Here is a 12,772-nt window from a genome sequence, read left to right as displayed (position 1 = left end):
AGTGCGTTGCGGTTAGTAGAGGTCCGCCTTGCCCGCGGCGCCGAACAGCTCGATCTTCTGCGCTGCGGTCGCCTTGAGGGCCTCCACCGACGGCGGCTGGATCTGGTTCGGCTCGCGCAGGCGCTCGTCCGTTCCGAGCACCTCACGCATGCGGTTGTGGTACGCCACCTTGATGTCGCTCGAGATGTTGATCTTGTTCACACCGAGACGCACGGCCTTGGCGATCTCGTCATCGGGGTTGGAGGAGCCGCCGTGGAGCACGAGCGGGATGCCGAGGGCAGCCTTCAGCTCCTTGAGCAGGTCGAGCTTGAGCTCGGGCTGCTTCTCGGCCGGGTACAGGCCGTGCGAGGTACCGATCGCGACGGCGAGGCTGTCGACTCCGGTCTCCTCAACGAAGCGGATGGCGTCGGCGGGGTCGGTGTAGATGATCTCGGCGGCACCCGCCTCGCCGTAGCTGTCGTTGGCACCGATCGTGCCGAGCTCACCCTCGACCTGCACACCCACCGCGTGCGCGGCCTCGACGGCGCGACGCGTCTCCGCGACGTTCACCTCGAACGGCTCGAGGGACTTGTCGATCATGACCGAGGTGAATCCCGCCTGGATCGCAACGATCATCTGCTCGTAGCTTCCCCCGTGGTCCCAGTGGATGGCGACGGGCACGCTCGAGCGGTGAGCACGCGAGCGCATGGCGAGGATCAGGTCCGTCGTGACGTGGCTGACCTCATCGGGGTGGATGGCGATGATGACCGGAGCGGCCAACTCCTCGCTGATGTCCATGACGCCGTTGAACATCGTCCAGTCGCTGATGTTGAACGCGGGAATCGCGAAGTTGTTCGCGTTCGCGACATCCAGGATGGACTTGCCGGTGTAGAGCACAGTTGGTTTCTCCTATTCGGTGGGTGGTGTCCACGAGAGCCGGGTGGCCATCGTCAACTCTTGACGGCGCCGGCGACGAGGCCGCCGACGAAGTAGCGCTGGAAGAAGAGGAAGAGGGCGAGGACCGGGATCGACCCGAGGATGCTCATCGCCATCATTTCGTTCCACTCATACGAGTGCTGCCCCATGAGCAGCTGGATGCCGATCGGCACCGTGCGCATGTCCGTGGTCTTGGTGAGGGTGAGCGCGAAGAGGTACTCGTTCCACGCGATCATGAAGGTGTAGACGCCGACCGAGACGATTCCCGGCACCGAGATCGGAACGAGGACCCGCCACAGAGCGGTCCAGGAGCCGGCGCCATCCATTCGGGCGGCCTCGTCGAGCTCGCGCGGGAGGGTGTTGAAGTACCCGGTCATCATGATGATCGCGTAGGGGAGCGTGAACACCATGTACGTGAAGATCAGCCCCGGGTAGGTGTTGAACAGCCCGAGCGCGACCACGAGACCGAAGTACGGCACCAGGAGCGTGATGGGCGGCACCGCCTGCACGCTCACGATGACGACGTTGAGCGGCTTCTTGCCCCAGAAGTCGAAACGGCTGAAGGCGTACGAGGCCAGAATGGCCACGAACAGCGTCAGGATCGTCACCGCCCCCGAGACCACGTAGCTGTTGATGAAGAAGCGAACCTTCTCGGGGTCGGTCAGGATCGAGACGTAGGCGTCGAAGGAGAATCCCTCGGTGAGCAGCCTCGGCGGGAACTCGAAGATCTCGGTGTTCGACTTGAACGAGCTCGACAGCATCCAGAGGATGGGCGAGAAGGCGAAGGCAGCCCCGGTGAGCAGGCCCAGCAGCAGGGCCACGCGCTTGAGCGTGTGCCTCTGGCGGGTGGTCGTCGTGGCCATCGGTCAGTCCCTCGCTCTCTGGTGACGCACGTAGAGGATCGCCAGGATCATCGAGAGCAGCAGCACGAGAACCGCACTGGTGGATGCCAGGGCGAATTCGTACTTCGCGAAGGCGAGCTTGTACGTGTAAGTGCTCAGAACTTCGGTGGCCACGATCGGCCCGCCGCCCGTTGTCATCCAGATGAGAGCGAACTGCTGCGACGTCCAGATGAAGTCCAGCAGCGCCATCGAGATGATGATCGGCTTGAGCTGGGGAACCGTGACGTTCCAGAACCGCTGAAGCGGCCCGGCCCCGTCCACCTTGGCGGCCTCGTGGAGGTCGGCGGGGATCCCCTGGAGGCCGGCGAGCAGGCTGATCATGAAGAAGGGGTACCCGGACCAGATGTTGATGAAGGTCACGGAAGCGAGAGCGAGTGCTGGATCGGCGAGCCACTCCGTCGAACCCGACGTGAGTCCGACACCGGCCAGCAGGAAGTTGACGACTCCGTTCGGCGCGAGCAGCATGCGCCAGAGCACCGCGACGATGGCGGCGGTGAAGAGCCATGGCAGGATGAACAGCCCTCGGAAGAATCCGATGATGCGCGGCCCGAGGAGCGTCGAGTTCAGCATGAGGGCGAACGCGAGGCCGATGAGCAGGTGGGCGAGCACGCTGCCCGCCACGAACACGAAGGTGTTGCTGATCGCGGTGGTGAACACGGGGTCCGTGATGACCGCGATGTAGTTGTCGAACCCGACGACTTCGGGGTTCTTGTTGAGGATGACGTTGTCCAGGAACGAGTACCCGATGACCATTCCGATGGGAACGAGCATCAGCACGACCATGAGCGTCACCGTGGGTGCCAGGTAGGCGTACGGTTCGATTCGACGACCGACGGCGATCCGTCGTGACGTGCGGGGGAGCGTGGCGCTCACCGGCACCTCCAATTCTGAGGGGGAGGGCCGTGCCACGGCATTCGCCGTGGCACGGCCACAGGTGGAACTTCTAGAACTCGGCCATCCAGGATTCCTGCACGGTGCTCAACATCGTGTCGACGTCGACCTCACCGGAGAGGAGCCGCTGGAACTCGGTGTCGAACTGGCGCATGAGGTCCTCCGCGACGGGCAGTCCGGTGAACTCGTTCGCCGGGTATCCGCTCTGGTAGATCTCGAAGGCCTTCTGGAAGAGTTCGCTGTTCTCGCCGAACTCCGGAGCCGACTGCGTGTTGCCGGGGAAGGCGTTGGCGATCGTGGAGAGCTCGGAGTTGACATCCGTGCTCATCAGGAACTCGACGAGCTTCAGGGCCTCGGCTTTGTGCTCGCTGCCGTCGGCGACACCGATACCCCACGATGCGTAGGGGATGCCGCGGGCTCCCGTGTAGTCGTCCTCGGCGGGGATCGCCGAGATGTCGAAGTTCAGGTCGGGGTTGCTCTCCTGGATGAGCTTGATGTGCGAGAGCGAGTCGATCATCATGCCGACGCGGCCGTTGGTGAACTCCTCGACCTTGTCCTGCTCCTTCATGGTGAACGAACCCGGCGCGATCACGCCGGCGTCCCAGAGGGACTGGACGTACTCGACAGTGCTCATGACATCCGCGTTGGTCAGGTCGGGCTGGCCCGACTCGGTGAGCATGGTGCCGCCGGAGGCCCAGTTCCACGACATGACGTCGTTCTGGATGCCGTTGGGAGCTTCGAGCGAGAGGGGCAGAACCCAGCCGCTCGCTCCCGTGCCCAGGCCCGTGATCGCCTTGGCCGCAGAGGTGAACTCGGTGCGGGTGCTCGGAGCCTCGGAAACCCCGGCTTCGCCGAGCAGGTCGGTGTTGACGAAGAGCGGGTACACGAAGTTGACGACGGGGATCATGTAGGTCGAACCGTCGATCTTGATCTGGCTCGCCAGGTTGCTGTCGTCCATGCCGTTCTCGTCCATGAGGGCGGTGAGGTCGGCGATGGCGCCCTGCTTGGCGAAGTCGCTGACCCAGGCGCCGTCGAGGCCGACGACATCGGGCATGGTGCCGGATGCTGCGCCGGCGAACAGCTGCTCCTTGGTCGACGCGTACGGGCCGCTGATGAGTTCAACGGTGATCCCGGGGTTCTCCTCTTCGAACTGGTCGATGAGGGCGCGGAATGCTCCGTCGGGGAGCTCGGGTTCCCACCACTGGGCGAACTCGATAGTGACGCCGTCTGAGCTTGAGTCGGCAGGTGCGCAGCCGGCTGTAACCAGAAGCATCGCGGATGCGGTGACCGCGCCCGCGACCGTGAGAGCGGTGCGACGCCCTCGAGCCAATATGGCCATCGTTTCTCCTCTTTGAGAGTTTGCTGTTTCACGCGCCCTTATGCGCATGTTTGCATCTTATGGGGATCATATGCTCCGTTCTTCGCGCGAGTCAACTCGACAATCGGGCACGTTTGCTCACTTCCTGCCCGGATCTGTGGGAATTCCGGGCAAGGGAGGGGTGCGTCATTGTGCGGTATTTGCGTGATTTCGAGACGAATACTGCGCATAACGGGATGCGCTGTGCTAGATATTGAAGACATGAGCGACACCAAGGAGCACGCACGGCGCCTGCCTGCGGGAAGGAAGTCGGACCTCGCGACGTACGTCGCCGAGGCCGGACAGGTGACGGTCGCGGAACTCGCAGAGCGTTTCGACGTCTCCATAGACACCGTGCGCCGCGACCTCGACCAGCTTGATCGGGAGGGCGTGCTGGTTCGCACGCACGGTGGAGCGGTGAGCATCGACGGCGGTCCCCGCACCGATCGCGGACTCGACGTGCGCCTTCGCATGCAGGCCGCGGAGAAGGACAGGATCGCGAAGGTCGCGGTGGGTCTGGTCGAGGACGGCAGCGTCATCATGCTCAACGCCGGCACGACCACTCTCGCCGTTGCCCGCGCGCTGCGCAACCATCGCGAGCTCACGATCGCCACCAACAATCTCCGTATACCCGGCGAGATCTCGCCCAAGGTCTTCCGGGACCTGTACGTCTTCGGGGGAGCGGTGCGCACGATCACGCAGGCCACGACCGGGCCGGTCGCCTTCACGATGACCCCCGGTGGTGCGGAGGTCGACATCCGGTGCGATCTCGTGCTCATCGCCGTCGGTGCTGTCTCCGAATCCGGCTACTCCACGAGCAATCTCGGCGATGCGGCCATGATGAGCGAGATGATCCAAAAGGGCACCCGCACGGCGATCCTCGCCGATTCGACCAAGTTCGGGCGGCAGCTCTTCGCGCAGGTCGGCACCCTGGACACGGCGGACTACCTCATCACGGACCGAGCGCCAGGCGCCGCGCTCCAGGCAGCCCTCGACCAAGCGGGCGTCACGGTTCTCACCCCCTGACCTCCCTGCGCCTGGCGCGCTGTATGCCCCGCAGGTCATACCCTTGGAGCATGGCAACCTGGTCACTGGGCGGGGCCCTCAAGGGCATGTTCTCGCGCGCGACGATCGACGAGACGACGTGGGAGGACCTCGAGAACGCTCTCCTCTCCGCCGACTTCGGCCCCGACATCACAGAGTCGGTCGTCGAGGAGCTCCGCGCGAGCGTCGCGAAGTACCGCACGACAGACCCCACGGACCTCAGAAGGATGCTGCGCGAGAACCTCGAGGAGCGCCTGGCGCGGCTCGACCCCACGCTCAAGCTCACGGCCCGCCCCGCGGTAGTGCTCGTGGTTGGCGTGAATGGCGTCGGCAAGACGACGACCATCGGCAAATTCGCCAAGTTCCTCGTGGGCTACGGGCGAACCGTCGTGGTGGGCGCGGCAGACACGTTCCGTGCTGCGGCCGTTGAGCAGCTCGCAACATGGGCAGAGCGGGGTGGGGCCGAGATCGTTCGACCCCAGCAACAGGGGCAGGACCCGGCATCCGTCGCCTTCCAGACAGTTGAACGCGCCCAGCGCGAGGGCATCGACATCGCCATCATCGATACGGCTGGGCGCCTTCAGACGAAGAGCGGGCTCATGGACGAGCTCGGCAAGATCCGCCGCGTGATCGAGAAGCAGACCGAGATCGCCGAGGTACTGCTGGTGCTGGATGCCACGACCGGCCAGAACGGACTCTCTCAGGCCCAGGCGTTCATCGAGCACGCCGGGGTGACCGGTCTCGTGATCACGAAGCTCGACGGCTCCGCGAAGGGCGGCTTCGTGCTCGCGGTACAGGAGAAGACGGGCATCCCGATCAAGCTCGTCGGCCAGGGCGAGGGCATTGGCGACCTGACCGGCTTCACGCCCCACGTCTTCGTGCAGGGCCTGATCGGCTAGCGGATGGCGAACCCCCAACCGTCGCGTGCGTTCGCCCTCTGGGTGATTCCCGTGCTCGCACTTGGTGCCATCGTGGGTGTGAGCATGCTCCTGGCTCTGTTCTTCGGCGTTGTTTCTGTCGTGGATGCCCTTTCCCCGAGCCGGGGCGCGAATGAGGCGGCCACGGCCCAGGACGACGGAGGGCAGCCCCTCGTCCAGGGCACCGCGAGCGCCTCCGAGGCCGAGAGTCCGATCGTCTGCCCGGATGAGTGCTACGACTCCCAGTCGGTCAGACTTTTGACGATGGGAGATGCGGACTTCCGCAAGCTCGGCGTTGCGGAGCTGGCGGAAGTGCCACCGAACTTCACTCCGATCACCGTGGGCTCCGTCTACGACAGGGAGAATGAGGACTGGACCTCGTCGGAAGGTTCGCCCGACAACTGCTTCTTCTTCCAGGCTTCGGCGGCGTACGGCTCTGTGATGGACGCTGCCCTGAGCTCCGACGATGACGAGGTCTACTACCTCGGAACCCACACGGGGGACCGGGCAGCGTTCGCGGACCAATCAGTGCGTCTCTTCGACAGCACCGAGGCGGCGAGCGCGTATCTCGCTGAACTTCAGGAGACCATCGACGGATGCTCGCGGGTGGAGATCGGTCCGCGAGACGACCGTTTCACGGCAGCGATCACGCCTGCACCCGCCCTTGACGTACCCGAGACGATTGCCGCTGTGGGGTGGGTGCACACAGCCGATCCCGGCACCCGCTGGAGGGCGTACGTGTTCGACCTTCAGGCTGCCAACGCGGTCGTGCGCATCCGGCTCGTGACCGACGGCGCCATCAGCGAGAAGCGTTTTCGCACGGCGGTTGAGACCTACATGTTCCAACTGGAGTTGAACAAGCCCTGATGAGGGAGTAGTTCCGCGGACGCTCACCTCCGCGCTACCTCGCCGCGCTAGCCTCCCAGCATGCGCACTCGCAGCGATTCCACCCTCACGAGCGGGTACCGCCTGTTCGCCTGGTCGGTTGTGGCCGTCGTGCTGCTCGCGTCTGCAGCGATCGGCCTTCTCCAGGCGACATCGGATGGCACGGGCGGCGATGCCCTGTGGTCGACGGTCGGAGTGATCGCCGTCACAATCGCCAGGGGAGTGGTCGTGGTGGCCGTCTCCAATCTGATTCGCCACCGCCACGAGGTCGTGTCCACCGCGGCCGTGCTGGTCGCCTCGGTTCCGCTGGTGGGGATCGCGATCTTCCTCGCCCCGACGTGGGGCTGACGCCGACGCATCCCGAGCCCTAGGGTGAGCGCATGAATGCTCGTCGCGGAGTCATCCCGCTCATCGCCGTGATCGTCGGTCTTGGCCTCATGGCATGGTCGTTTCTCAACGGAATCGCCGCCGCCCTCGACGGCTCAGGCACCGGCGCGCTCGGTTACCAGGTGATCTTCATCGCCTCCGCCGTGCTCGTGCTGGCCTCCCTCGTCATCGCGGTGATCAACCTGGTGCGCGGGGACTCACGTGTGCTCGCCATCATCACGATCATCGTGGCGTTCCTGCCGATCGTGGGCGCCGTCGTGTTCGCCATCGCGGCGAATCAACCATACCCGGGTTCCTAGCTGTTCGCCTCGCGGTGGGCCGCGGCGAGCTCGAGGTAGTGCTTCGCGTTCGACCGGATGCCCGCCCGCTCCTCCTCGGAGAGCTCCCGTCGCACCTTGCCCGGCACGCCTGCGACGAGCGACCCGGGAGGCACCACGGTTCCCTCGAGCACGACGGCGCCCGCCGCCACGAGGGACCCCGCCCCGATGACGGCCCCGTTGAGCACGGTCGCGCCCATACCGATGAGGCAGTCGTCCTCCACAGTGCATCCGTGCAGGATGGCGCCGTGGCCGACGCTCACGCCCGAGCCGACGCGCGTGGGCTTGCCGGCGTCGCAGTGCACGGTCACGTTGTCCTGGAGGTTGCTGCCCTCTCCTAGAGAGATGGTGTCCGAGTCGGCCCGGAGGACCGCGCCGTAGAAGACGCTCGCGCGCTCGCCGAGCGTGACCGCCCCGATGAGCGTCGCGGTCGGCGCCGCCCAGGCGCTCTCGGGGAGTGAAGGGGTGCTGCCGTTGAACGGAACGATGGTCGCCATACCTCCAGAGTAGTTTTGAGTCATGCCGCATAAGACCGACCACTGGGATGTCATCGTCATCGGCGCTGGGCCGGCAGGAACGGCGGCGGCACTCCGTGCGGCCGAGCTCGGGGCATCCGTCGCGGTCCTCGAGGCCGATCGCACCGGCGGCACGTGTGTCAACACGGGCTGCGTCCCGACGCGCGTGCTCGCCAAGACCGCCCGGCTGGTGCGTGAGGTGCAGACAGCGCAGGCCTACGGCATCCTCGAGTCCGGTCCGGTGCTCGACTGGGCCGCAACTGTCACCCGGGTGCGCGAGACCGTCGAGCGCGTCCGCTCGATCAAGGCCGAGGCCGAGCGCTTCGCCGCAGCGAGCGTCGACTTGATCCTCGAGGGCCGGGCGCGGTTCACGGATGCCACGACCCTCACGCTCGACTCCGGCCGCACCGTCACCGGCGACAGCATCATCGTGTGCGTCGGAGGTCACTCGCGCCGCCTGCCCATCCCCGGTGCCGACCTCGCGATCGTTCCCGAGCACGTGCTCGACCTCCCGGAGATCCCGAAGCGTGTCGCCATCATCGGCGCAGGCAACACGGGAGCGCAGCTCACGACCGTCTTCAACGCGTTCGGGTCACACGTGACGCTGCTCGACCTCGCCCCGCGCATCCTGATGCCGTCCGATCCCGACATCTCCGCCTCGGTGGCGCAGGCGTTCGTCGAGCAGGGAGTCGACGTGCGCACGGGCATCGACACCGTGACATCCCTCGAGCGAACGGATGCCGGAGCCATCGACATCACGTGGGCGGAGGGTGGCACACCCGTGGTGGCCACCCTCGACGCTGTGGTCATGGCGACGGGCTGGCCGGCCGACGTCGAGGACCTCGGCCTCGAGAATGCGGGCGTCGAGGTCGTGCGTTCCGCCATCCCCGTCGACCAGTACTTTCGCAGTGTCGTGCCGCACATCTTCGCCGTGGGCGACGCGAACGGCCGCGACATGCTCGTGCAGGCCGCGCACTTCGAGGGGGAGGCGGCCGCGGAGAACGCGGTGCTCGACGCCAACCGTCGAACCCCGCACCACCTCCTCCCCGCCGGTGGGTTCACCGACCCCGACTATGCGGGCGTCGGCCTCACGGAGGAGCAGGCGCGCGAGCGCGACCCGCTCTGCCTCGTTGCCTCGGTGCCGTTCACCGGTGTCGACCGTGCGGTCATCGACGACCGGGAGCGTGGGTTCCTCAAGCTCATCACCGATCGCAGGCGCGAGCTCATCCTCGGCGCGCATGCGGTGGGCGAGAACGCGGTCGAGGTCGTCCAGTCGGTGACCACGGCGATGGCCGCAGGCATCGACGTTGCGACCCTCGCTGGCGTCAAGTTCGCCTATCCGACGTACAGCGCGGTCATCGGGATGGCTGCCCGGGCGCTGCTCGCAGAACCCTCCGAGCGATAGCTCGGTAAACTGGGTTCACCATGGCCCTCTTCGGAAACCTCACGGATCGCCTCGCCGATACCTTCACCAAACTTCGCGGCAAGGGCAAGCTGAGCCCTGCGGATGTCGACGGCACCGTCCGCGAGATCCGCCGCGCCCTCCTCGACGCCGACGTTGCCCTCGAGGTCGTCAAGGATTTCACCGCGCGTGTCCGCGAGCGTGCCCTCGGCGACGAGGTGTCGAAGGCGCTCAACCCCGCCCAGCAGGTGGTGCAGATCGTCAACGACGAACTCATCACGATCCTCGGCGGCGAGACCAAGCGCATCGAATTCGCCAAGCAGCCCCCGACGGTGATCATGCTCGCGGGGCTCCAGGGTGCCGGTAAGACCACGCTTGCGGGCAAGCTCTCCAAGTGGCTGAAGTCGGAGGGTCACACGCCGATGCTCGTCGCGGCCGACCTCCAGCGCCCCAACGCCGTCACGCAGCTGCAGGTCGTCGGCGAGCAGGCCGGAGTGCCCGTCTTCGCGCCCGAGCCCGGGAATGGCAAGGGTGACCCGGTCAAGGTCGCCAAGGAGGCCGTCAAGGAGGCCAAGCGCAAGCAATACGACATCGTGATCGTCGACACCGCCGGACGCCTTGGTGTTGACGCCGAGCTCATGAAGCAGGCCTCGAACATCCGCAAGGCGATCGACCCCGACGAGGTGCTCTTCGTCATCGACGCGATGATCGGCCAGGACGCCGTGCAGACCGCACGCGCATTCCAGGACGGCGTCGACTTCACCGGAGTGGTGCTGTCGAAGCTGGACGGCGACGCACGCGGCGGTGCCGCGCTGTCCGTGGCATCCGTCACCGGCCGTCCGATCATGTTCGCCTCGACGGGTGAGGGCCTGGACGATTTCGAGCCGTTCCACCCCGACCGCATGGCGAGCCGCATCCTCGACCTCGGTGACATCCTCACGCTCATCGAGCAGGCCCAGAAGAACTTCGATGAGGAGGAGGCGCTCAAGACCGCGGAGAAGTTCGCGACCGACAGCTTCACCCTCGAGGACTTCCTCGCGCAGATGCAGCAGCTCAAGAACATGGGCTCCCTCAAGAGCATGCTCGGCATGTTGCCCGGCGGCAAGAACATGCGCCAGCAGCTCGACAACTTCGACGAGAGCGAGCTCACGCGCACCGAGGCGATCATCCAGTCGATGACCCTGCAGGAGCGACGCATGCCGAAGGTGCTCAACGGCTCGCGCCGCCTCCGTATCGCGAAGGGTTCCGGCACGACGGTGACCGAGGTCAACGCCCTCGTCAACCGGTTCGAGCAGGCCGCCAAGATGATGAAGACGGTCGCCAAGGGCGGCACGCCGCAGATCCCGGGCATGGGCCCGATCCCCGGCCAGAAGTTCGGCGGCGGCAAACAGCAGCAGAAGAAGAAGGGGTCGCGATCTGGCAACCCTGCCAAGCGCGCCGCGGAGAATGCGGCGCTCGCGGCCGGTCGCTCTGCCACCCCGGCCGCCAGTGGCTCCGGCTTCGGTCTCGGCTCCACGCCGGGAGGCCCGAGCGAGGAGGAGCTCGCGAGCCTGCAGAAGTTCCTGGGTCGCTAGGACTTTGGTGGAATCCTTGGGCGGTCGCCGCGTCAGGGTCGCAGCACAGGTCGCACCGCAGCACGCGACGTGGCAGCAGATCTCCGACGCCGTTCGTCGCGTCGAGGATCTCGGTGTCGACATCGTCTTCAACTGGGACCACTTCTACCCACTGACGGGCGATCCGGATGGCGCGCACTTCGAGGCGTGGACCATGCTGGCCGCCCTTGCCGAGAGCACCGAGCGCGTCGAACTGGGAACGCTCGTGAATTGCACGATCTTCCGCAACGCCGACCTCCAGGCCGACATGGCGCGCACGATCGACCACATCAGTGGCGGCCGCTTCATCTTCGGAACCGGTGCTGGATGGTTCGAGCGCGAGTTCGACGAGTACGGCTACCCGTACGGCACCCCCGGCCAGCGCCTCGACACCCTCGAGAGCGATCTCCACCGCATCCGCGCTCGGTGGGGCAAGCTCAACCCGCCGCCCGTGAGGCCGATCCCGGTGCTCATCGGGGGCAAGGGTGAACAGAAGACCCTGCGCATCGTCGCCGAGCACGCGGACATCTGGCACAGCTTCGTCGAGCCAGAGGCCTATCAGCAGAAGGCTGCGGTGCTCGCGCGCTGGTGCGAGACGGTGGGGCGGGATGTCTCCGAGATCGAGTTCGCGTCGGGCACCGGCCCGCGCGGCCAGGGCTCGTTGGACTTCGACTACCTCGACCGGCAGCACGAGGTCGGCGTCACGCTGTTCTCGACGCACGTCATGGGCCCGGAGTTCGACGACTCGGGCGTTCGTCGCCTGCTGGAGTGGCGTGCATCCCGGGGTCTTTCCTGACGCACGGAATACTGCCAGTGACCCGGCGTTCGCTTAACGCATGACCTCTCGCCCCGTTCGCATCGGCATCCAGCTCGCGCCCCAGCACGCCACCTACTCGAAGATTCGCGACACCGTCGTCGAGCTCGAGCAGTTGGGTGCCGACATCCTCTTCAACTGGGACCACTTCTACCCGCTGTCTGGCGACCCCGACGGGATGCACTTCGAGTCGTGGACCGAGCTCGCCTCCTGGGCCGAGATCACGAGCCGCGTCGAGTTCGGCGCGCTCGTCAACTGCAACAGCTACCGCAACCCCGACCTGCAGGCTGACATGGCCCGCACGATCGACCACATCAGTGCTGGCGATTCCGGCGTTGGCCGTTTCATCTTCGGGACGGGGTCTGGATGGTTCGAGCGCGACTACGACGAGTATGGCTACGAGTTCGGCACACCCGGCCAGCGCCTGGACGCGCTCGCCGACGCGCTTCCCCGGATCGAGTCGCGGTGGGGCAAGCTCAATCCGGCGCCGACGCGTGACATCCCAATCCTCATCGGCGGTGCCGGCGAGAAGAAGACCCTGCGCATCGTCGCCCAGCACGCCGACATCTGGCACAGCTTCGTCTCGGCGGCCGACCTGCCGCGCAAGCTCGACATTTTGCGCGAGCACGGTGAGGCAGTGGGGCGCGACATCTCCGAGATCGAGCTGTCAAACGAGCCACGCGTGAAGGACCTGCGTATCGCGGACGACCTTCGCGCACAGGGCGTCACGCTCTTCACCCTCGGCATCTCGGGGCCCGACTACCCCCTCGACACGGTGAAGGAGTGGCTCGCCTGGCGCGACGCGCAGAACGGTTAAGCGCTCGCGGCTGCCAG

Annotated in this window: 14 protein-coding genes; 9 read left to right on the top strand and 5 right to left on the bottom strand. The window is 66.1% G+C overall.

Annotated features, from left to right (window positions below; translation table 11 throughout):
- Nucleotides 1-12: 12 nt before the first annotated feature.
- The 4 genes from HDC94_RS12240 to HDC94_RS12225 form a co-directional block, all read right to left on the bottom strand.
- On the bottom strand, nt 13-876 hold the full coding sequence (locus HDC94_RS12240) for a ketose-bisphosphate aldolase (RefSeq protein WP_179497962.1): 864 nt from the start codon (nt 874-876) through the stop codon (nt 13-15).
- A 53-nt stretch (nt 877-929) separates the two neighbouring features.
- The gene (locus tag HDC94_RS12235; protein ID WP_179497960.1) at nt 930-1,778 is read right to left on the bottom strand and encodes a carbohydrate ABC transporter permease; all 849 of its coding nucleotides are present in this window, start codon (nt 1,776-1,778) and stop codon (nt 930-932) included.
- A gap of 3 nt (nt 1,779-1,781) precedes the next feature.
- Nucleotides 1,782-2,690 (bottom strand): sugar ABC transporter permease, encoded by a 909-nt coding sequence (locus tag HDC94_RS12230; protein WP_308495720.1) that lies wholly within the window; start codon nt 2,688-2,690, stop codon nt 1,782-1,784.
- 70 nt (nt 2,691-2,760) lie between these two features.
- Nucleotides 2,761-4,047 (bottom strand): sugar ABC transporter substrate-binding protein, encoded by a 1,287-nt coding sequence (locus HDC94_RS12225; RefSeq protein WP_179497958.1) that lies wholly within the window; start codon nt 4,045-4,047, stop codon nt 2,761-2,763.
- Nucleotides 4,048-4,287: 240 nt separating this feature from the next.
- Between HDC94_RS12225 and HDC94_RS12220 the strand changes: the two genes are divergently transcribed.
- From HDC94_RS12220 to HDC94_RS12200, 5 genes are read left to right on the top strand one after another with little or no spacing between them, the layout of a single operon-like run.
- On the top strand, nt 4,288-5,091 hold the full coding sequence (locus HDC94_RS12220) for a DeoR/GlpR family DNA-binding transcription regulator (RefSeq protein WP_179497956.1): 804 nt from the start codon (nt 4,288-4,290) through the stop codon (nt 5,089-5,091).
- 50 nt (nt 5,092-5,141) lie between these two features.
- Nucleotides 5,142-6,008, top strand: a complete 867-nt coding sequence (ftsY, locus tag HDC94_RS12215; protein WP_179497954.1) for a signal recognition particle-docking protein FtsY — start codon at nt 5,142-5,144, stop codon at nt 6,006-6,008.
- A gap of 3 nt (nt 6,009-6,011) precedes the next feature.
- Nucleotides 6,012-6,893: a hypothetical protein gene (locus HDC94_RS12210; RefSeq protein WP_179497952.1), complete on the top strand. Its 882-nt coding sequence runs from the start codon at nt 6,012-6,014 to the stop codon at nt 6,891-6,893.
- 60 nt (nt 6,894-6,953) lie between these two features.
- Nucleotides 6,954-7,259 carry a hypothetical protein gene (locus HDC94_RS12205; RefSeq protein WP_179497950.1) on the top strand — a complete coding sequence of 102 codons (306 nt, stop codon included), beginning with the start codon at nt 6,954-6,956 and terminating at the stop codon, nt 7,257-7,259.
- Nucleotides 7,260-7,291: 32 nt separating this feature from the next.
- Nucleotides 7,292-7,597, top strand: coding sequence for a hypothetical protein (locus HDC94_RS12200; RefSeq protein ID WP_179497948.1), 306 nt, complete (start codon nt 7,292-7,294; stop codon nt 7,595-7,597).
- On the opposite strand, the gene HDC94_RS12195 is transcribed toward HDC94_RS12200, so the two are convergent.
- On the bottom strand, nt 7,594-8,112 hold the full coding sequence (locus tag HDC94_RS12195) for a gamma carbonic anhydrase family protein (RefSeq protein ID WP_179497946.1): 519 nt from the start codon (nt 8,110-8,112) through the stop codon (nt 7,594-7,596). The two genes, HDC94_RS12200 and HDC94_RS12195, sit on opposite strands and share 4 nt — an antisense overlap.
- A gap of 22 nt (nt 8,113-8,134) precedes the next feature.
- On the opposite strand from HDC94_RS12195, the gene HDC94_RS12190 reads away from it, so the two are divergent.
- Genes HDC94_RS12190 through HDC94_RS12175 form a run of 4 tightly spaced genes read left to right on the top strand, consistent with a single transcriptional unit; the run spans nt 8,135 to nt 12,755 of the window.
- Nucleotides 8,135-9,535, top strand: a complete 1,401-nt coding sequence (locus HDC94_RS12190; protein ID WP_179497944.1) for an NAD(P)/FAD-dependent oxidoreductase — start codon at nt 8,135-8,137, stop codon at nt 9,533-9,535.
- A 20-nt stretch (nt 9,536-9,555) separates the two neighbouring features.
- Nucleotides 9,556-11,106, top strand: a complete 1,551-nt coding sequence (gene ffh / locus HDC94_RS12185; RefSeq protein WP_179497942.1) for a signal recognition particle protein — start codon at nt 9,556-9,558, stop codon at nt 11,104-11,106.
- A 7-nt stretch (nt 11,107-11,113) separates the two neighbouring features.
- Nucleotides 11,114-11,920 (top strand): LLM class F420-dependent oxidoreductase, encoded by an 807-nt coding sequence (locus HDC94_RS12180; protein ID WP_308495719.1) that lies wholly within the window; start codon nt 11,114-11,116, stop codon nt 11,918-11,920.
- A 40-nt stretch (nt 11,921-11,960) separates the two neighbouring features.
- On the top strand, nt 11,961-12,755 hold the full coding sequence (locus HDC94_RS12175; RefSeq protein WP_179497939.1) for an LLM class F420-dependent oxidoreductase: 795 nt from the start codon (nt 11,961-11,963) through the stop codon (nt 12,753-12,755).
- Nucleotides 12,756-12,772 lie beyond the last annotated feature (17 nt).

It is taken from the genome of Leifsonia sp. AK011, assembly GCF_013410945.1.
GTDB lineage: Bacteria > Actinomycetota > Actinomycetes > Actinomycetales > Microbacteriaceae > Rhodoglobus.
Note: the sequence above shows the minus strand (reverse complement) of the source record. Positions and strands in the feature narration are given on the sequence as shown.